At 38.9% G+C, this 20,088-nt stretch carries 15 protein-coding genes, 2 tRNA genes and 4 pseudogenes; 11 read left to right on the top strand and 10 right to left on the bottom strand.

The annotated features are described in order from the left end of the window. Window positions 1–39: 39 nt before the first annotated feature. Together ACFJIZ_RS02585 and ACFJIZ_RS02580 are read left to right on the top strand one after the other, a co-directional pair. The gene (locus ACFJIZ_RS02585) at window positions 40–927 is read left to right on the top strand and encodes an AraC family transcriptional regulator (RefSeq protein WP_379090387.1); all 888 of its coding nucleotides are present in this window, start codon (window positions 40–42) and stop codon (window positions 925–927) included. Then, entirely contained in the window at window positions 914–1,342 is a 429-nt protein-coding gene (locus ACFJIZ_RS02580; RefSeq protein ID WP_379090385.1) for a DUF983 domain-containing protein, read from the top strand. Before ACFJIZ_RS02585 ends, ACFJIZ_RS02580 begins: the two co-directional genes overlap by 14 nt. Before the next feature lie 2 nt (window positions 1,343–1,344). On the opposite strand, the gene ACFJIZ_RS02575 is transcribed toward ACFJIZ_RS02580, so the two are convergent. After that, on the bottom strand, window positions 1,345–1,569 hold the full coding sequence (locus ACFJIZ_RS02575; RefSeq protein WP_379090383.1) for a hypothetical protein: 225 nt from the start codon (window positions 1,567–1,569) through the stop codon (window positions 1,345–1,347). 232 nt (window positions 1,570–1,801) lie between these two features. Between ACFJIZ_RS02575 and ACFJIZ_RS02570 the strand changes: the two are divergent. From ACFJIZ_RS02570 to ACFJIZ_RS02535, 8 genes and pseudogenes are all read left to right on the top strand, one after another. After that, a pseudogene (locus tag ACFJIZ_RS02570) lies at window positions 1,802–2,116 on the top strand (S1-like domain-containing RNA-binding protein); the annotation flags it as partial. Between the two features lie 404 nt (window positions 2,117–2,520). Next, window positions 2,521–2,646: a hypothetical protein gene (locus ACFJIZ_RS02565; RefSeq protein WP_379093853.1), complete on the top strand. Its 126-nt coding sequence runs from the start codon at window positions 2,521–2,523 to the stop codon at window positions 2,644–2,646. 6 nt (window positions 2,647–2,652) lie between these two features. Continuing rightward, the gene (locus ACFJIZ_RS02560) at window positions 2,653–3,453 is read left to right on the top strand and encodes an ABC transporter substrate-binding protein (RefSeq protein ID WP_379090381.1); all 801 of its coding nucleotides are present in this window, start codon (window positions 2,653–2,655) and stop codon (window positions 3,451–3,453) included. A 130-nt stretch (window positions 3,454–3,583) separates the two neighbouring features. Continuing rightward, a tRNA-Leu gene (locus ACFJIZ_RS02555) sits at window positions 3,584–3,665 on the top strand. A gap of 144 nt (window positions 3,666–3,809) precedes the next feature. Further along, window positions 3,810–5,156, top strand: coding sequence for a trigger factor (gene tig / locus ACFJIZ_RS02550; RefSeq protein ID WP_379090379.1), 1,347 nt, complete (start codon window positions 3,810–3,812; stop codon window positions 5,154–5,156). Between the two features lie 264 nt (window positions 5,157–5,420). Beyond that, window positions 5,421–6,107 (top strand): ATP-dependent Clp endopeptidase proteolytic subunit ClpP, encoded by a 687-nt coding sequence (gene clpP, locus ACFJIZ_RS02545; protein ID WP_379090377.1) that lies wholly within the window; start codon window positions 5,421–5,423, stop codon window positions 6,105–6,107. Window positions 6,108–6,180: 73 nt separating this feature from the next. Next, window positions 6,181–7,419 carry an ATP-dependent Clp protease ATP-binding subunit ClpX gene (gene clpX, locus ACFJIZ_RS02540; RefSeq protein ID WP_379090375.1) on the top strand — a complete coding sequence of 413 codons (1,239 nt, stop codon included), beginning with the start codon at window positions 6,181–6,183 and terminating at the stop codon, window positions 7,417–7,419. Between the two features lie 142 nt (window positions 7,420–7,561). After that, window positions 7,562–8,424: pseudogene (locus tag ACFJIZ_RS02535) on the top strand (AMP nucleosidase). Window positions 8,425–8,486: 62 nt separating this feature from the next. Here the strand turns inward: ACFJIZ_RS02535 and ACFJIZ_RS02530 are convergent. From ACFJIZ_RS02530 to mgtE, 6 genes and pseudogenes are all read right to left on the bottom strand, one after another. Beyond that, on the bottom strand, window positions 8,487–8,987 hold the full coding sequence (locus ACFJIZ_RS02530; RefSeq protein WP_379090373.1) for a SixA phosphatase family protein: 501 nt from the start codon (window positions 8,985–8,987) through the stop codon (window positions 8,487–8,489). After that, complete coding sequence (locus ACFJIZ_RS02525) at window positions 8,980–10,014, bottom strand: glycosyltransferase family 9 protein (protein ID WP_379090371.1); 1,035 nt, start codon at window positions 10,012–10,014, stop codon at window positions 8,980–8,982. Before ACFJIZ_RS02525 ends, ACFJIZ_RS02530 begins: the two co-directional genes overlap by 8 nt. Continuing rightward, window positions 10,015–10,620: a DUF4254 domain-containing protein gene (locus ACFJIZ_RS02520; protein WP_379090369.1), complete on the bottom strand. Its 606-nt coding sequence runs from the start codon at window positions 10,618–10,620 to the stop codon at window positions 10,015–10,017. It abuts the gene before it with no gap. A 35-nt stretch (window positions 10,621–10,655) separates the two neighbouring features. Further along, window positions 10,656–12,343 (bottom strand): annotated as a pseudogene (locus ACFJIZ_RS02515) (helix-hairpin-helix domain-containing protein). A gap of 45 nt (window positions 12,344–12,388) precedes the next feature. Further along, a complete protein-coding gene (locus ACFJIZ_RS02510) occupies window positions 12,389–12,712 on the bottom strand; it encodes a magnesium transporter (protein WP_379090367.1) in 324 nt (107 codons plus the stop codon). After that, a complete protein-coding gene (gene mgtE, locus ACFJIZ_RS02505) occupies window positions 12,615–13,766 on the bottom strand; it encodes a magnesium transporter (RefSeq protein WP_379090365.1) in 1,152 nt (383 codons plus the stop codon). Before mgtE ends, ACFJIZ_RS02510 begins: the two co-directional genes overlap by 98 nt. Before the next feature lie 220 nt (window positions 13,767–13,986). Here mgtE and ACFJIZ_RS02500 point away from each other — a divergent pair. Next, window positions 13,987–14,058 (top strand) — tRNA-Arg (locus ACFJIZ_RS02500). A gap of 60 nt (window positions 14,059–14,118) precedes the next feature. Here the strand turns inward: ACFJIZ_RS02500 and ACFJIZ_RS02495 are convergent. The 3 genes and pseudogenes from ACFJIZ_RS02495 to ACFJIZ_RS02485 form a co-directional block, all read right to left on the bottom strand. Continuing rightward, a complete protein-coding gene (locus ACFJIZ_RS02495; protein ID WP_379090363.1) occupies window positions 14,119–15,528 on the bottom strand; it encodes an efflux transporter outer membrane subunit in 1,410 nt (469 codons plus the stop codon). A gap of 102 nt (window positions 15,529–15,630) precedes the next feature. Further along, a pseudogene (locus ACFJIZ_RS02490) lies at window positions 15,631–18,803 on the bottom strand (efflux RND transporter permease subunit). A gap of 26 nt (window positions 18,804–18,829) precedes the next feature. Further along, entirely contained in the window at window positions 18,830–20,014 is a 1,185-nt protein-coding gene (locus tag ACFJIZ_RS02485; protein WP_379090361.1) for an efflux RND transporter periplasmic adaptor subunit, read from the bottom strand. Window positions 20,015–20,088 lie beyond the last annotated feature (74 nt).

Genomic DNA, 20,088 nt, shown 5'->3' with positions numbered 1-20,088 from the left:
ATACCTTTAGCAAGCCATTATTAATTGGTACTTTTGTATATGAAATCTGATATTCCTGTTTACGATATCCAAAACTTTAAAACTTACAAAAATGATGGCATTTTGGTAAGTCGTTTCGGATATTATGCCAAACAACATCAGCATTTGCATTCGGCACATCGCCACTCATTTTATCATCTGGTTTTTTTTACAGCAGGAACAGGCAAGCAGCAGATCGACTTTAAAAAATTTGAGGTCAAACCTGGGTTGGTGTATTTTATGATACCGGGCCAGGTACATAGTTGGGATTTTAGTACGGAGCCCGATGGTTACCTCATCAACTTTTCTAGCAATTACCTTAGTTCTTTTCTTTTAAAACCTGATTATTTAGCCGATTTTAGTTTTTTCAGTGGCCAACCAGACCATCAGGTAATTGAACTCCCTACAGCTACACAAGAACGGATTACTCCTATTTTTGAAGATATTTTAAAGGAGGGACTCAATGAGCAACCGCTTAACGATGACCTTGTAAAAACCTTACTGATCAGGTTATTTATAGAAATAGCCAGAACGACTAATGTCATGCAAAACCCAAATGGACATTCTTACAACCATACTTTATTAAAGAATTTCCAAAACCTTATTGAAACCAATTATGCGCACTTGAGGTTGCCTAAACAATATGCAGAACTCTTGTACATCACCCCTAACCACCTTAACGCTTTGTGCAATGATTTTTTAGGCGTTTCGGCAGGCACATTGATCAGAAATCGGGTAATCTTAGAGGCTAAACGTTTATTGATCAACTTAGATCTAATGATTTCGGAAGTTGCAGCGAAACTCAATTTCGACGACCAATCTTATTTTATCAAATTCTTCAAGAAGTACGAAGGACTTACACCAGAAAAATTCAGAAAATTAAATACCAACACACATGGAAGCAAATAAAGAAAACAAAGAGCTATATATCTCGCAATGGCAGGGAATGGTAAACGCCAAATGTCCTCGTTGTAGGGTTGGAAATGTATTTTCTGGTCCTACATATGGTTTTAAAATCCAGAAGATGAATGAGGTTTGCCCACATTGCAACCTTAAATTTGAACGTGAACCAGGTTACTTCTATGTTTCCATGTTTGTAAGTTACGCCATGAATGTGGCCGAAATGATTACCGTAAGTGTTGCAGCCTATATTTTTGGACTAAAACTGGAATACGAAAACCTATGGTATTTTGTAGCTATCCTATTCGGAACAACCGTATTGTTTTCTCCTTTCAACTACCGTTATTCAAGGATAGCTTTATTATATTGGCTATCTCCAGGTTTAAATTACGAACCTGAAAGAAGTATAAAAGCAAAGAAATAGTTTTAAAAAATCGCATACCTATAGCTGATCAACTCATCCCAATTTGATTTGGTCTGTTTGGCATGCGTTGTTTCATCTTCTTCTTTCTGCGCTTGCTCTTCGGCCTTGTCCCTACGTTTTTCAATATACTTTTCTACGATTGGATTAGTCTGAGCATTTTTTTGTTCTTTTGGCAAATGGCTTACTGAAGTAAAACCATTAACGTTTTCCTGTTTTGACATTTTCATTGACACCTCCCCTTTTTTAAAGATTAAAGCCTATTTAATGAACACCTATAGGCTTTAAAAGTTTTGAATAAGTTACCAATTTTTAATCGAAGGACAAAACTTAAAGTAAACTAATTCCCATCAATATTTATTTGCTCCTCCTTAACACACAGGTTTCCCACCTAAAGATTGTTACCTTTGCAGTTCAAAAAAATAAATAGCTATTGAAGAAAATAGTTTAACTAATAATAAAATGATTGAAATAGGAAAATACAACGACTTGAGGATTGTGGCTAAAAACAGTGATGGCTTAAGTTTGTCTGATGGCGAAAGAGAAGTTCTACTACCCTACATTGATGTGCCTAAAAATGCAGAACTAGGCGACAATATCAAAGCGTTTGTATTTGTAAATAAAGATGGGAATACCATTGCCACCACCAAACCCGCATTGGCCGAAGTAGACGATTTTGCCTACCTGACAGTGGTTGATTCGAGCGAAGATGGGGCTTACCTAGATTTAGGTATTGGTAAAGACATCTATGTTCCGGTACGAGAACAAAAAAGACCCATGCACAAAGGCGAGAGCTATGTAGTATATGTTTATTTAGACGAGAACAACCAACGTATGCTGGCTTCTTCCAGATTGGACAAGTTTATTGAGGAAGATGATTTTGACCTTGATGAGGGCGATGAGGTGAGCTTGCTGATCAGCGAACAGACCGACTTGGGTTTCAATGCGATCATCAATAACAGATATACAGGATTATTGTACCACAATGAACTGTTCGCCCATTTAAAACCTGGCGAACAGCGTAAAGGTTGGGTAAAAAAGGTACGCGTAGAAGGCAAAATAGACCTGAGCCTACAGCCAATGGGTTACGGACACATTTTAGATACCAAAGACGTGATCTTAAAAGAACTGAGAGAAAACGGAGGTGTGATCTTGTTGGGCGATAAAAGTACCCCAGAAGAATCTACGAACGTTTTCAGATCAGCAAAAGCGCATTTAAAAAAGCTATTGGTGGTTTGTACAAAGAGCGCATCATCACCGTTACGGATAGCGAGATTAAAATCGTTGTGGATCAATTGGCAGATTAATGGACAATGCAAAGAACTTTTGTTGACCAACTTCACAGAACGGTAACCATAAATTACCCACCCAAGAGGGTTGTTTCGATCGTGCCATCGCAAACCGAGCTTTTATTTGACTTAGGGTTGGATGATGAAGTGGTTGGCATTACAAAATTCTGCATCCATCCTATAGAGAAGTTTGCAACCAGAACCAAGGTTGGAGGAACCAAAAAATTAGGGATCGATCAGATCAGACAACTCCAGCCCGACCTGATCATTGGTAACAAAGAAGAGAATACCCAGCAAGAGATCGAATTGCTGATGGAAGAATTTCCGGTATGGATGAGCGACATCAGCAACCTGGAAGATGCAATGGCTACCATTACACAAATTGGCGAAATCGTAGATCGTGAACCAGAGGCTGCTTATTTAAACCATTTGATCAATGCCGGTTTTACAGACCTCCAAACTTTGGCCCTATCAAAAGGAATCAACCAAACTGTAGCTTACCTGATTTGGAAAGACCCCTACATGTTTGCTGGCAGAAATACTTTTATAGATGACATCTTGCGCAAGATTGGGTTGCAAAATATCATCACACAAAACAGATACCCCGAAATTACATCCGAAGAGCTGAAAACTTTAAACTGCCAACTGGTATTCCTGTCTTCAGAGCCCTATCCTTTTAAAGAAAAACACCTAGAAGAAATCAGGGTTTTGCTACCGGAAGCGAAGGTAATGTTGGTAGATGGTGAAATGTTTTCGTGGTATGGCAGCAGATTGGTTAAAGCGGTAAATTATCTCTTCCATTTACAAGGCGAGCTAAAACCTTAGTAATTAGAACAATAAATAAGCAAGAATTCTATACTGATCAAAAACATAAAATTTTATTAAAAATAAATCATTTTACTTTTTGATAATTGATGCAAAACGCTATCTTTGCAGTCCTTAATAAATCCTAACTGCGGAAGTGGCGTAATTGGTAGCCGCACCAGACTTAGGTACTGGCGCTTCACGGCGTGGGGGTTCGAGTCCCTTCTTCCGCACAATAAGATCAAGGCCGTTCCAATGCAAATTGGAACGGTTTTATTTTTAAAAGGATTTGTTTAGTACAAAAAATAAATCGAGATGTGTCTGAAGAGCGGTTAACTGTCTCGAGCTCATATCTCCATACTCAGATCTAGAATAGAATGAACATCACACAGGAAAAAATTGACGATTTAAACGCAGTAGTTAAAGTTACTATCGCACCTGAAGATTACACTCCAAGAGTTGATAAAGCCCTTAAAGAGCAAGCTAAAAAAGCTAATCTACCTGGTTTTCGTAAAGGAATGGTTCCAGTTGCCCACATGAAAAGAATGTATGGCAAAAGCATCTTGGTTGAAGAAATCAACAACATGTTGAGCGAAGCCTTATCTAAACACTTGGCCGATAACAAAGTTGAGGTTTTAGGTCAACCTTTACCTGTAATGGACGATACCAAAGAGTTTAAATGGGACAATACTGATGAGTTCGAATTCAAATATGAATTAGGTCTAGCACCAAAAGTAGATATCGAGGTTACTTCTAAAGACAAATTTGTTCAATACAGTGTAAAAGCTGACGAAGAAACTTTAGCAGCCCGTATCAAAAACATCCGTAAAAGCTATGGCAAAATGACAAACCCTGAAGTTTCGGCAGAAGGAGATGTACTTTATGCTGAATTGGCACAACTTTCTCCTGATGGTTCAGTTTTTGAAGGAGGAATTAACAGTACAGGTTCTATCCGCTTAGACTTGGTAACCGACAAAAAGATCTTGAAATCTTTAGTAGGTTTAAAGAAAGATGCGGTATTGGAATTAGACATCCAAAAAGCTTTTGACAACAACGAAGCAGTAATTGCGAAATTGTTGAACATTGGCGAAGAAGATGCTAAAGAATTGAAATCGAAATTCCAGGTAACGGTTAAAAATGTAAACCGTTTGGAAGAATCGGATTTGAACCAAGAGTTCTTTGATAAAATATTTGGTGCAGATGTAGTAAGTGATGAAGCTGGTTTTAGAGCTAAAATAACTGAAGAAGTGGAAAGCATGTTTAAGCAGGATGCAGATCGTAAATTACAGAACGATATCTATACCAAGCTTACCGAGCAGACTAAAATGCAGTTACCTGACGAATTTTTACGTAAATGGTTAAAGGCCACCAACGAAAAATTGACCGATGAAGAATTGGAACAAGGTTATGCTGATTTCGCAAAAAACCTTAAATGGACTTTGATCGAGAACAAGATCATTACCGACAACGACATTAAAATTGATTATAAAGATGTTTTCGAAACTGCAAAACAACGCTTAGATGCGCAGTTTAGAATGTATAGCCCACAACCAATGCCTGAAGACCAATTGGCACAGTATACTGCCAACTTCTTGCAGGAAAAAGAAAATGCAAATCGTATTTTCGATGAGGTGAAGGCTTTGAAAGTATTCGAACACATCCAATCTGTTGCAACTTTAGATCAAAAAGACATAGACTATAACAAGTTTATCGAATTGAAGTAAGACAAGTTGTATCCATTATGCTAAATTCAATTCAGCATAATGTCAAGATGAAGATATCTTTTTTAAGAGCAGCTTTTAGCTGCTCTTGGTTTATCCGATCATTTTGGTAATCTCTTTGTCTAACATTAGGTCAATTCAAAGAAGATTGCTTATATCTGACCAATATTTGTTTGATTATTGGAAGTTTTAAATAATTTAGCTAGCTACTAATTGTTTAAATACACCAAATTTAGATAAGCTTAAAAAAGATAACATATAAATATCATGAAAATAGATAAAGAAGAATTTAGAAAATACGCAGTTAAACACCATAGAATTAATGGTTTAAACGTTGATAGATTTATATCGGCCACAAATAACTCTCCAAAATCAATGACACCTTATATCATTGAAGAACGTCAGTTAAATGTAGCACAGATGGATGTTTTTTCACGTTTGATGATGGACCGTATCATCTTTTTAGGAGATGCGATCTACGACCAGAATGCAAATATCATCCAAGCGCAGTTGTTGTTCTTGCAATCAACCGATGCCAATCGTGATATCCAGATCTACATCAACTCTCCTGGAGGTTCGGTTTATGCAGGTTTAGGCATCTATGATACCATGCAGTACATCACACCAGATGTGGCTACAATCTGTACAGGTATGGCAGCATCAATGGGTGCGGTTTTATTGGTTGCAGGTACAAAAGGTAAACGTGCTGCTTTAACACACTCAAGAGTAATGATCCACCAACCATCTGGAGGTGCACAAGGTGTTGCTTCGGATATGGAGATCAATTTAAGAGAGATGTTAAAGTTGAAAAAAGAATTGTACGACATCATTTCAACGCATTCAGGACAAAGTTACGAATGGGTAGAGAAAGCATCAGATCGTGATTACTGGATGAAAGCTGATGAGGCTAAAGAATTTGGTATGATTGATGAGGTGTTAGGTTCAAATAAATAAAAACCAGTGGGCAGTTGTCCATTTTCAGTTAAAAAACTGTAAACTGATAGCTGCCCACTGAAAACTATAAAAAATGGCTAAACAAAATAAAGATTCTCGTTGCTCTTTTTGTAACTCTCCGAAGCAGGAAACTTTAATGCTGATAGAGGGTATGGATGCATATATTTGCGACAAATGTGTAACGCAGGCCAATGTTTTGCTCGCTCAAGAATTGGGCAATAAAAAAAGTAAGGCATTTGACGATTCGTTTAGATTGTTGAAACCTGCCGAGATCAAGGCCCATATTGATCAATATGTAATTGGTCAGGATGATGCAAAAAAGGTACTTTCTGTGGCCGTATATAACCATTACAAACGTTTAAGCCAGAAAATTGACAAGGATGAAGTAGAGATTGAAAAATCGAACATCATGCTGGTTGGCGAAACTGGAACAGGTAAAACACTTTTGGCCAAAACAATTGCCAAGATCTTACATGTACCTTTTTGTATTGTAGATGCTACGGTATTAACAGAAGCTGGTTATGTAGGTGAAGATGTAGAGAGCATTTTAACCCGTTTATTGCAAGCTGCTGATTACGATGTGGCTGCTGCAGAGCGTGGCATAGTCTATATCGATGAGGTGGATAAAGTTGCCCGTAAGAGCGATAATCCTTCCATTACTAGAGATGTTTCTGGCGAAGGTGTACAACAGGCCCTCCTTAAAATTCTGGAAGGTACCATTGTAAATGTCCCACCACAAGGCGGAAGAAAACACCCCGATCAAAAAATGATCCCAGTAAACACCAATAATATTTTGTTTATTTGCGGCGGTGCATTTGATGGCATAGAGCGTAAAATAGCAAATCGTTTACGTACACAGGCGGTGGGTTACAAAGTGAAAAAGGATGAGGCAGACTTAGATCTGAAGAATCTATACAAATACATTACCCCTCAAGATCTGAAAGCTTTTGGGTTGATACCTGAGCTGATTGGTCGTGTACCAGTACTTACACACTTAAATCCTTTAGATATTCAAGCTTTAAGAAATATCTTAACTGAGCCTAAAAACTCATTGATGAGACAATACATCAAGCTTTTTGAATATGAGAACGTAAATCTGGTATTTGATGATGAAGTATTGGATTTTATCGTGAATAAAGCAATGGAATATAAATTGGGTGCAAGGGGCTTAAGGTCTATTTGCGAAGCGATCATGCTGGATGCCATGTACGATACCCCATCAGACGAGGAAATAAAAGACCTGCATATTACACTAGAGTATGCGATAGAAAAATTTGAAAAAGCAGATTTTAAGAAATTAAAAGCGGCCTAAAATGAAATCCTCTAGTTATACTAGGGGATTTTTTTTAACTTACAAATACGGGTTCTGCCAGATTTATTGAGCAGCTGACCTAAAGATCTCGAAACAAAGTTCAGGATCACATTTAATAAGAATATATAAAAAGGAGTACAATATGAACGAAGAAAAAGACGTAAAAAAAGATGAAAAGATTGTGGCAAAAGCCAAAAAAGTAAAAGAGGTTGAAACTCCGGTAAAATCAGGATTAAAGTCAAAGGATGATATCGTAAAAAATTGGCTGCCTCGTTATACGGGTAGGGCTTTAGAAGATTTTGGAAGTTACATCTTATTGACCAATTTCAGTAAATATCTAACCATGTTTTCTGAATGGAATGACAATGCCCCTATTATGGGTCTAGATAAACCCATGCAAAGTTGCTCTGCAAATGGGATCACCATTATCAATTTCGGTATGGGAAGTCCGCTAGCCGCAACCATGATGGACCTTTTAACTGCCATTAATCCTAAAGCAGTATTGTTTTTAGGGAAATGTGGTGGATTGAAAAAGAAAAACCAGTTAGGTGACCTGATCTTACCTATCGCTGCCATTAGAGGCGAGGGAACATCAAACGATTACCTACCAGCAGAAGTACCTGCATTACCTGCATTTGCTTTACAGAAAGCCATCTCAACAACCATAAGAGACCACTCTAGAGATTATTGGACAGGAACTTGTTATACGACCAACCGTAGGGTTTGGGAGCACGACAAAGACTTTAAAAAATACTTGAAGAGCTTGCGTGCCATGGCAGTAGATATGGAAACGGCAACTATTTTTACAACTGGTTTTGCCAATAAGATCCAACAGGTGCCTTATTATTGGTTTCAGACCAACCAATGATACCAGAAGGTGTAAAAACCGCAGAAAGTGATAGCTCTGTAACCACCAATTATGTAGAAAGCCACCTTAAAATTGGCATTGACTCTTTAAAACAGTTGATCAATGGTGGTTTGACCGTTAAACACTTGAAGTTTTAATCAACTTTATCTTTATATAGAAAAGAGAAATCTAAAACTAGGTTTCTCTTTTTTTATTGACATCAGTCTTCGTCGCTTTTAGGATAATCGAATAGTACGATTTTACCTGTGTCATTACCGATCTCCTTCCAACTTTCAAAAGGAAATTCGATGATCACCACACTACAGGTAGGCATGTTATAGATATGCCCATTACTGAGGTAATTTGCTAAATCTGTTAGGCCAGGATTATGACCAAATAAGGCAATCTGCTCAAACTGGTCATCTAACTGATTGACAATGGCAAGCAAGGTTTTTACATTCGCTTCATAGATTGCTTTTTCTTCTACGATATCTTCATTTTGGATATGCCAAGTTTTGGCAAAATACTTTGCAGTGGTCAATGCCCTTACAGCAGGGCTACTTACGATCAGTTGCGGCACAATTCGTTGCTTAACCATCCTTTCTGCCATTTCTGGAGCATTCGTATTTCCTCTTCTATTTAATGGCCTATTAAAATCAGTTAAGCTTGCACTTCCCCAATCAGATTTGGCATGTCTAATTAACAACAATTGCTTAGCCATTCATCAACCTTTCTTTTATTTTGTTTATTATAGTTTGAGGTTCAATCAGTTCGATACAAGGCATAACATCACAAAGGCATGGTTTGTTTCCATAAATTGAATTGGGCCTGTTTGGATGGTCTATCTGTAAACAATCTGTTTCAGCTTGCCCGTAGCCCAAAAAACCTGCATAAGGATGTGTCGGGCCCCAAATTGAGACCACAGGTACCCCCATTAAAGATGCCATGTGCATACCAGAAGAATCCATACTCAACATCAGATCGAGATTTGAAATCGCCTCCAATTCTTCTCTCAATGTAACCTTACCGATCAAACTATTAACTGTTTTAAATTTCTCCTGCCATTTGTCGGCAACAGCTTTCTCTTCACTACCTCCACCAAAAATAAACAACTGATAACCCATGGTATCCAATACCGCAATTACCTCTTCCATTTTTGCCAATGGGTACACTTTAAACACATGCTGTGCAAAAGGCGAGATTCCGATTTTTTTGATAGATGGAGCTGCAAACAATCCATCAATCGAAATTGGCAGTTTTTGAGGTGCCCTAACTAAAGTATGCTTTAATTGTAGTCCAAAACCCAAAATCCGGAAAACATCAGCATAACGTTCTACTGTTTGTTTTAAAGGTTTAAATATCTTATTTGTAGTTCTGGTCAAAGCCCATTTTTCGGCCCTACCCTTGTCTATCCGCTCAATCTGGATACCTGTTAAGCGGAAAAAAGTACACAATGTCCTACTTCGCAAATTGTCATGTAGATCTGCAATAGCAATGGGTTGGTAACTTTTGAGTTCTTTGTATAATTTATATAGCCCATTTACACCTTTATGAAGGCTTTTTGGATGGATGGGGTGAAAAGTCAGGTTGTTGATCCCATCAAAAAAAGGTTTAAAGGCTTCCCTGGTCACCATCACCAATTCAGCTGCTGGATTTTGGACAGAAAATTCACGCAATACCGATGCTACCATAGCTACATCGCCCATGGCAGAAAAACGTAGAACGATAACTTTACCTTTTAAAGGCATTTATTTTACTTTATTATATAACACTGGATTTAAACTCGGGTCGTTATACATCTTCATCTGCTTATACACTTTCATGTATTTCTTTCCTGCTTGGATATCTGCTAAAAGCTCGTCGATACTGGTTGATAGATCTGTTCTTTGCGCCAATAAGATCGTCAGTTTCTGTTGACATTGTTTGCGATGTTCTTCTGTTGCAGTTGGTCGATCTACTTCTTCTTGCATATGATAGATTTTCAGCGCCAAGATAGACAATCGGTCAATTGCCCATGCCGGACTTTCTGTATTCACCTTTGCGCTTGCATCTGGTGTTACACCTTTATAAAGATCTAAGAAATAACCATCAATAAACTCTACCATGTCTGTACGCACCTGATTCTGGGCATCGATACGTCTTTTCCAGGCCAATCCCTCAACTGGATCAATTGAAGGGTTCCTCACTACATCTTCCATGTGCCATTGCGCAGTATCTATCCAGTTTTTAAGATAAAGCAAATGTGCCAAGCTATCCTTGTCATGAGGATTGTTTGCAACTTGATCAATATTGTCAAATTGATGGTAATCGGTTATCGCCTGATTAAAAATCTGATTGGCTATTTCACTTATCATGCAACAAAGTTATATATAATTTGATAGATAAAAGGTTAAAAATTCTCACTTCGCTTGGCAAAATAAGCTGATATTTCGGCTAAAGAAAAGGCATTTAAGCAATTAATGGCTGTTAATCCACCTTTGCGACCAACCATTACACCGTAACGCATATCGTGGAAACCTTCCCTTCTATGCGCATCTGGATTGATCGATAGCAACACCCCCTTTTCTAAGGCATAACGATGCCAACGCCAGTCTAGATCCAAACGCAAGGGATTTGCATTGATCTCTATCACCACTTGGTTTGCGGCACAGGCATCAATTACCTTTTTATAATCGATATCATAGCCCTTTCGGCTTAACAATAATCTTCCTGTTGGGTGACCTAAAATAGTAGTATATGGATTTTCGATGGCTTTGATCAGTCTGGCCGTGGCCTTCTCTTCCTCCATTCTTAGATTGCTGTGTACAGAAGCCACTACAAAATCGAAGGTTTTTAAAATCTCGTCGCTATAATCTAAAGAACCGTCATTTAAGATATCACTTTCAATCCCTTTAAAAATCTTGAAGGGTGCCAATTTAGCATTCAGCTCTGCAATCTGTTGGTGCTGTGCATATACCCTTTGCTCGGTTAGCCCTTTTGCATAAAATGCAGATTTAGAGTGGTCGCAAATACCCAGATATTCCAATTGAAGCTCTTCTTTACAATATAAGGCCATTTCTTCTAAAGTATGTACACCATCGCTCCAATCAGAGTGGTTGTGTAAACTTCCTTTAAGTCTTGATCGGTAATCAGGTTTGGCAATTGGTGCTGGGCAGCCAAATCTATTTCGTTTAGGCCTTCCCTTAATTCTGGTACAATAAAGTCTAATCCTGCTTTTGCGTAGATTTCCTCTTCATCTTTAAAAGGTCCGTCACCAGCTAATTTCAATACTCCATTTACATGGGCCTCATTACCTGTTAGCTTAAAATAATGGAGATAGAAATCCAATCGTGGCACTACAACTATCTTTACCTGTAAACCGGTTTCTGTTTGTGCAGTAAATACATCATCACCGCTAAGGGCAAATGTTAAACCTGTATGCAACTGCAGTTGATCAAGTAGATTGGCATTTTTGTCGGTTCCGATTACAAATACAGCCTCTTCAATAATTTCTATAAAACGTCTAAAATCTCCAGCAATACCCAATAAAGCCTCTTCATCGCCTGCTTTTTTAAGTCCTACGGCTAATTCAGTATAAAGTTGGTTAATGATACCCTCCACATGTGCATAAAGAAACTTACCATTGGCGGCCATCTTAAATTCAATCACCTTTTTGATATCTTCTTGGGTTTTAAGTCCAAAACCTTTGGCTTCTATCAATCGGTTTTCGTTGCAGGCATAATAAAGCTCTCCAACATTTTCTATACCTAATTCATGCCATATCACAGCGATCTTTTTTGGACCAATACCTTTGATACCCAACATTTCTACAATACCTGGTGGAGTTTGGGTCAGCACATTTTCCAATTCTTGGATTGACCCAGTCTCTAAAAGTTCGATGATTTTTGCTGCGATGCTTTTGCCTATACCATCAATCTTATCCAGTTCTTCGAAAGGTTTTTTGGCAATTGGAAAAGGCAGTTTATCTATTTTAAAGGCAGCATTCGCTACCGATTTGATCTTAAATGGATTTTCTTCGTGCAACTCCATCAGCTGCGCCAATAATTTTAAGGTCCGTGCTATAGCTTTATTTTCCATTAATGCTAAATTAAGGTTTTTGTAAGCGTTTAAATCAAGTAAGGGTTAGAGCAGTACTCCTTTTAATACCAATACTGCAATACTAAAATAAATAACAATTCCGGTAACATCTACCATGGTAGCTACAAAAGGAGCTGATGATGTGGCTGGATCTAGTTTTAGGCGTTTCATGATGATTGGCATCATCGAACCGATCAAACTGCCCCAAAGCACAATACCGATCAAAGTAAAGAAAATCGTCAGTGCAATCAAGAACCAGTGTGTTCCATAATTATATAGGTCGAGGTTTTGCCATAGGGAAATCCGAACAAAACCGATTGTTCCCAAGATCAATCCCAGCAATAGGCCTGATATCAGTTCTCTTCGCATTACGCGCCACCAGGAGGCAATCGTTACTTCGCCCAATGCCATGGCCTGGATCGATCAAGGTCGAAGCCTGTGATCCACTATTGCCCCCACTACTCATGATCAAGGGGATGAACAAGGAAAGCACTACTGCTTTCTCTAATTCAATTTCAAAGTGTTGCATGGCCGTAGCGGTGAGCATCTCTCCCAAAAAGAGAACAATCAACCAACTTGCCCGTTTTTTGACTAGCTTTAAGATGGGCATATCCAGATAAGGTTCATCAAGGGCTTCTGTACCCCCAATCTTGTGCATATCTTCGGTATACTCTTCATGTGCAATCCACAAAATATCATCAATGGTCACAATACCTAAAAGGATATTCTGGTCGTCAATTACCGGCAAGGCCACACGATTGTTCATTCTAAACACATTAATGGCCTCTTCTTGTGGATCTTTTACATTTAAGGCAATCAGCCTGTTGTCTGTCAGTTCGCCTATCTTCACTTCTGGATCGGCCAATAAAATTTCTCTGATCCTGATATCGTCTAATAAGACCCCATCTTTATCGATGACGTAGACCACATCAATTGTTTCAGAGTTTTTACCGTATCGACGGATATGTGAAAGCACTCTGCTCACTGTCCAATCTATTTTTACGGCGATGAAATCTGGTGTCATCAATCGACCCACACTATCTTCTTCATAACCTAAAAGATGAAGGGCCTCGATGCGGTCGTTATCAGGTAAAAGAATCAATAATTTTTTAACTGCATCTCCTTTTAGCTCACCTAAAAGTGCAGTCCTATCATCTGGAGGCAGTTGCCTAACAATTTCAGTTAATTTATTGCTTTGCAGTTTTTTGATGATCCGCTCTTGGGTCGGGAAATCGAGGATACGAAATACGTTGACTGCTCTTTTGATAGAAAGTGTTTCGATAAACTTAACTGCATGTTGTGGAAGTTCGTCGATCAAATGTTCTACATCCGATATGTTGAGCTCATTCAAATAGACCTTTAACTGCCTATCACTTTCGTTTTCTAACAATTGTAATACCTCTTCTACTAGCAGCTCTTCCATAACTCAACAAATTAAAATTTACATGTTTCTTCCTATTTTTTATCGTTTTGCAAAAGTGGCTTTTTCTTTTCAGAAAAGCCAATTATTTCAAGGAAGATGTCAAATCTTTAAAGGCAAAATGTTATTGCTCGGGCATTTGTTGAGTTTTTTGGGTTTTAATGCAATTTTATGGCTTTCCTTTTCTGTCTTACGTACAATCTTTTTCTATATTTGTAGCTATGTCCCCGTAGTTCAATGGATAGAATTATGGTTTCCGGTACCATCGATATGAGTTCGAATCTCGTCGGGGACACAAAAAAAGGTTTGCAAACTCATTTGCAAACCTTTTCTATTTAATGCTGTATTTTGGAGCTTATTGCCATCCGCCACCTAAGGCCCTGTACAAGCCTAAACTGGCATTTAACTGTGCTGTTTTCAAACTGGTGAGGTCTAGTTCGCCTTGTAACAGGTTTCCTTGTGCGGTGATCACTTCTAGGTAATTTGCCATTCCACTTTTAAACAACAGATCCGAATTTTTAACGGCCAATTGTAAAGTCTTTACCCTGTTTTGGGCAATGGCGTATTCATTCTTTAGGTTTTCAATCTTGGCCTGTTCATTAGCAACTTCTACTACCGCAGCAATTACCGATTGTCTAAACAACAATACCGATTGTTCTCGTTCTACCTTTGCCAATTCAAATTGGGTTTTGAGCTCCTTGCGTTGAAAAATAGGTTGGGTAATTCCACCACCAACCACGCCAAACAAAGAAGCTGGGATATTAAACCAGTTGCTGGCCTGAAAAGAATTTAAACCTCCACTTGCAGAAATGGTCAAACTTGGATAGAGTTTCGCATTGGCCACTCCTACTTTAGCATTGGCTATTCTTAAGCCCAGTTCCATGTTTTTTACATCAGGTCTAATGCTCAACATCGTTGCCGGAACGCCAGTTGCCAATTGCTCTGGCACTGTTAATTGTGCCAAAGTGGTAGAACGTTCAATGGCAGATGGATATTTCCCTGTCAACTCGCTCAATGCATTTTCTTGGATGCTGATTTCTTGTGTGAGTTGTGGGATCAATTGAGCTGCACGCAGTTGTTGTGCTTCTGCCTGCTGAATGGCCAATGAAGTAACCTGACCTGCATCAAACTGCATTTTGATCATTTTTAAGGTATTTTCATTCAATTCCACATTTCTTTTCGCTACAGCCAATTGTGCATCTAGCATTAACAGGCGATAAAAACCTGAAGCTACTTGGGTTACAATTCTGGTCTGTACCGCTTTTTTTGCTTCAGCAGACTGCAGATAACCGGCATATGCCGCATCTTTTTGCCTGCTGATCTTACCCCAGATATCTGCTTCCCAACTTAAGGCCAAATTGGCATTGTAATCCTCAATATGCGTAGTTTTAAGAAACTGTGAGGTACTTAATCCATTGATACTGTTATCTGATGGCCTGCTCGAATTGGCTGTAACCTGTAAGTTCAATTGGGGCAGATTACCCAATTTAGCTCTTTTCAAGATCAGTTCAGCAGCATCGATATTCTTGATCGCAATCTGCAGATCAAAATTTCTCACCAAAGCACTATCAATCAACTGTTGGATGGCTGGTGTACCAAAGAAATCTTTCACAGGTAATTTACCAATACTGTTGGTATCGGTGGCAGTGATGTTCCTAAAATTGATAGGCACATCTTTGATAGGGTTTGTAATGTCTTTTGTAATGCTACAGCCACTTAAGACCAGTAATAGAATTACAAAAGCGCTATTTATAGTTGTTTTCATTTTCTTAATTATTTATTGAACCATTTGTTTAACCATTCTGCTACCAATGGTAAGAACTCATTTAAAACCGTTGTTTCTTGAGTTTGTGAAGAAGTGTTTCGATTAGTGTCCATGATCTTCATTGTTAGGGTTTGAATGTGCTACAGCGGCAGGTACACCTTTGATTTTTTCTTGCAGATGTTGGAAGATGACAAAAAGTACAGGAATGATGAATAAACCTAGAATGATACCTGATACCATCCCTCCTGCCGCACCGATACTAATAGAGTGGTTACCCTGGGCCGACGGACCTGTTGCAATACTCATTGGGAATAAGCCTACAACGAATGCAAAAGAGGTCATCAAGATAGGTCTCAATCTTAGTTTTGCAGCCTCAATTGCAGCCGTCACTAAAGTAAGTCCGGCCCTTCGTCGTTGTGCTGCAAACTCGACAATCAAAATGGCATTTTTAGCCAACAGACCTATCAACATGATCAATGCAACCTGTACGTAGATATTGTTTTCGATACCTGTTAAGCCAATGGCGATAAACACCCCTACAATTCCTGTTGGTATAGATAAGATTACAGCCAAAGGCAAGACATAACTTTCGTACTGCGCCGCCAACAAGAAGTAAACAAATATCAAACATAGGATGAATACGACTGTAGATTGACCATTTGAAGAAATCTCCTCTCTGGTCTGACCAGAAAATTCGAACCCATACCCTGCTGGTAATTGTTGTTTGGCAACTTCTTCAATTGCCTTGATCGCATCACCAGAACTAAAGCCTGGTTTTGGAATTGCATTGACTTGGATCGAATTGAACAGGTTATACCTAGATACTGTTTCTGAACCATATACCCTTGATAGTTTAACGAGTGTATTGATCGGTACCATTTCTCCTGACCTATTTTTAACAAATACGCGGTCTATGGCCGATGGATCAGCTCGGTCTGCAATATCTGCTTGCACAATGACACGGTAATACTTACCAAATCGGTTAAAATCTGATGCTTGTGCACTACCAAAATAGGCCTGCATGGTTTGTAGGATATCTTTCACATTTACCCCTAATTGGTTGGCTTTGTTGTCGTCAACTTCCAATTGGAGTTGAGGATAATCTGCTTTAAATGAGGTAAAAGCTACTGCAATCTCTTTACGCTTCATCAGCTCACCTATAAAATTGTTGGCTATGCCACTAAATTTATCCAGCTTGCCACCTGTTTTATCCTGTAGCACAAGGTCCAAAGCCTCTACGTTACTAAATCCTGGTACGGTTGGAAAACTGAAGACAAAGAAACTTCCTTTGCTGATCGCTCCTAATTTACCCCTGATCACATCCATTACACCATTGATGTCTTTTACTTTCCCTCTTTCTTTTTCGGGTTTAAGCAATACGAATACTACAGCCGACGATGGACTTGTGGAGTTGGTCAATAAATTGAAACCTGTAATCGCTGTTACAAATCTTGACGCATCTAACTTTTTAAGTTCTGTTTCGGCCTGTTGCATCACTTCTGAAGTAGTAGCCAATGAAGTACCTGATGGCGTATTTACCGCAATGGCAATAAAACCTTGGTCTTCTGTAGGAATAAAACCTGTTGGTGTACGTTTAACCATCCAGATGGTAGCCAAAATAACGATGGCCAAACCTCCCATACTTACCACTTTGTTTTTGATCAAAAATTTCAGACCACCAACGTACTTACCGGTCATGGTATTGAAACTTCTGTTGAAACCAGCAAAGAATTTCTCCTTAAAGCTGGCTTTCGGCTGGTCTTCATGACCAGTATGGTTGCTTTTCAAAAATAACGCAGCCAATGCAGGACTTAAGGTTAAGGCATTGATTGCCGAAATGATGATCGCTGTAGCCATGGTAAAGGCAAACTGTCTGTAGAATACGCCTGTAGAACCTTCGAGGAAACCAACAGGTAAAAATACAGCAGACATGACCAAGGTGATGGAAACAATTGCTCCACTGATCTCGTGCATGGCTTCGTGGGTTGCCGATTTGGCATCTAAACGTTTGTGTTCCATTTTGGCATGTACGGCCTCGACCACTACAATCGCATCATCTACCACAATCCCGATGGCCAATACCAAAGCGAAAAGCGTTAACAAGTTGATTGAAAAACCAAACAACTGCATAAAGAAGAACGTACCCAAGATCGCAACAGGCACTGCAATGGCAGGTATTAAGGTAGACCTAAAATCTTGAAGGAAAACAAATACCACTAAAAACACCAATATAAAAGCTTCTACCAAGGTATGTTCCACCTGTTCAATAGATTGGTCTAGGGCAACTTTTGTACTGTAGAAGATATTGTGTTTGATCCTACCGGAAAATCTTTTGCAGATTTTTCCATCAGTTTATTGATGGCGATCTGGATTTCGTTCGCATTTGAACCGGCCAATTGGATAATTCCAATTACAATCCCTTTCTTACCGTTTAAACGGGTTAAACTGTTGTAAGAATAAGACCCAAACTCAACTCTTGCTACATCTTTCAGGTGTAGGATCGAACCATCGGCATTGGCACGAATGGCAATATTCTCATACTCGTCTGTTTTGGTCAGTTTTCCTTTATATTTGATCACGTACTCAAAAACTTCGTTGCTTTTTTCACCAAAACGGCCTGGAGCAGCTTCTAAGCTTTTATCTTGTATGGCAGCCATAACTTCGTTAGGCGAAATTTTATAGGCGGCCATTTGGGCAGGATTAAGCCAAACCCTCATCGAATAGTCTTTAACTCCGCCAAAAATACTGGCAGCTCCTACACCTGGGATCCTTTTGATTCTCTGGAATGATATTGATCTGCGCATAATTGGCCACAAAAGTCTGGTCGTATTTCTGCTCATCCTCTGTATACATGCCAATAGCCATAATAAAACTATTCTGTTGTTTGGCAGTGATCATCCTTGTTGTACCACCTCGCTAGGCAATTGACTGGTGGCTTGTGCAACACGGTTCTGTACGTTTACTGCAGCCTGATCGGCATTGGTACCCAGTTTAAAATAAACTGTAATGGCCAATGTACCATCATTACTTGCTGTAGAGCTCATATAGCTCATGTTTTCTACCCCATTGATTGATTCTTCTAATGATGGGGCTACCGAACGTAAAACAGTTTCGGCGTTTGCTCCGGGATAATTTGCGGTAACCAGAACAGAAGGCGGAGCAATATCTGGAAACTGTTGGAGCGGTAATTTGGTAAGGCTCAGCACACCCAAAATCACCAATATAATGGAGATTACTGTAGCTAAGACTGGCCTTTGTATAAATATTTTAAACATGATCGTTAATAGATTTTAATTGGGAATTAATTTTTAGCAATTTTTTCTACTGCTTTTTGGGGAACAATGACAACACCTTCTTGCAAACGGTCTAATCCGCTTACCACAATCTGTTCTCCCATTTTCAACCCATCTTTTACCAGGTAATTTGTACCACTTTTACCTACAATGGTGATGGCTTGTTTTTTTACTTTGTTACTGTCGGCAAGTGCAAATACAAAAACTTTATCCTGTATCTCAACCGTTGATGCCTGAGGAACCAACATAATATGGTCGTGATCAAGTGCTAACCTTACTTTGCCTGTATTACCAAGTCTTAACAGGCCTTTTGTATTGGCAAAACTTGCTCTTAAAGTAATGGCGCCAGTGGTTTTGTCGAACTGACCATCAATCATATCAATCTTACCTTCAATTGGGTATACACTTTGATCGGCTAAAACCAATGAAACTGCTGGCAGATGTTTAATTCGGTCCGCTACAGATTTACCTTGATATTTTGTATTGAAGTTGATAAAATCAGTTTCTGCCAGAGAGAAATATACATGTACTTCATGCGCATCAGAAAGTTGTGTCAATGCTTCAGGACTTGCCGGACCAACCAAGCTTCCTTGTTTTTTTGGAAGCCTACCGATATACCCGCCAATTGGCGCCTTGATCTGGGTATAAGTTAGATTGATCTGTGCACTGTTTACACTTGCTTTTGCCTGCTCTACATTGGCCAAGGCAATTTGATGTGCTGTTTTGGCGGTTTGTAACTGAAAAGCAGAAACTACTTTGTTTTGTACCAATGGTGTTAACTTATCTACTTCTAACTGTGCATTTAAAACTGCAGCCTGTGCGGCTTGCAATGCTGCTTTGGCATTGTTTAATTGTGCCCTAAATGGCAGTTCAGAAATCTGGAAAAGCAATTGACCTTTACTCACCAATTGACCTTCGTTAACATAGATACGGTCAATTGTACCTGAGATCTGTGGTCTGATTTCTAGATCAGAGGCACCTTGTATCGCTGCTGGATAATCGACAAAGGTCTGTTCAGAACTTTCGCTTATTGTAATTACAGGTAACGATGGAGCAGGTGCTGCCGCCATTGGCTCTGGCTGGCTTTTGCAGCTGGCCAAGAATAAAACGATTGTAATGGCTACTAATATTATCCATTCGTTAAATAATTTAACATTGTTAGATAATGAGAGAAATTTGGATATGTTGTTCATAATAATTGGGGATTTTAATGTTTACTTTACGTTAATAAATTAATTTAACAGTGTTAAATAGAGGATAAAAAAAT

The organism is Pedobacter sp. UC225_65, from assembly GCF_042698365.1.
Classification (GTDB): Bacteria; Bacteroidota; Bacteroidia; order Sphingobacteriales; family Sphingobacteriaceae; genus Pedobacter.
Note: the sequence above shows the minus strand (reverse complement) of the source record. Positions and strands in the feature narration are given on the sequence as shown.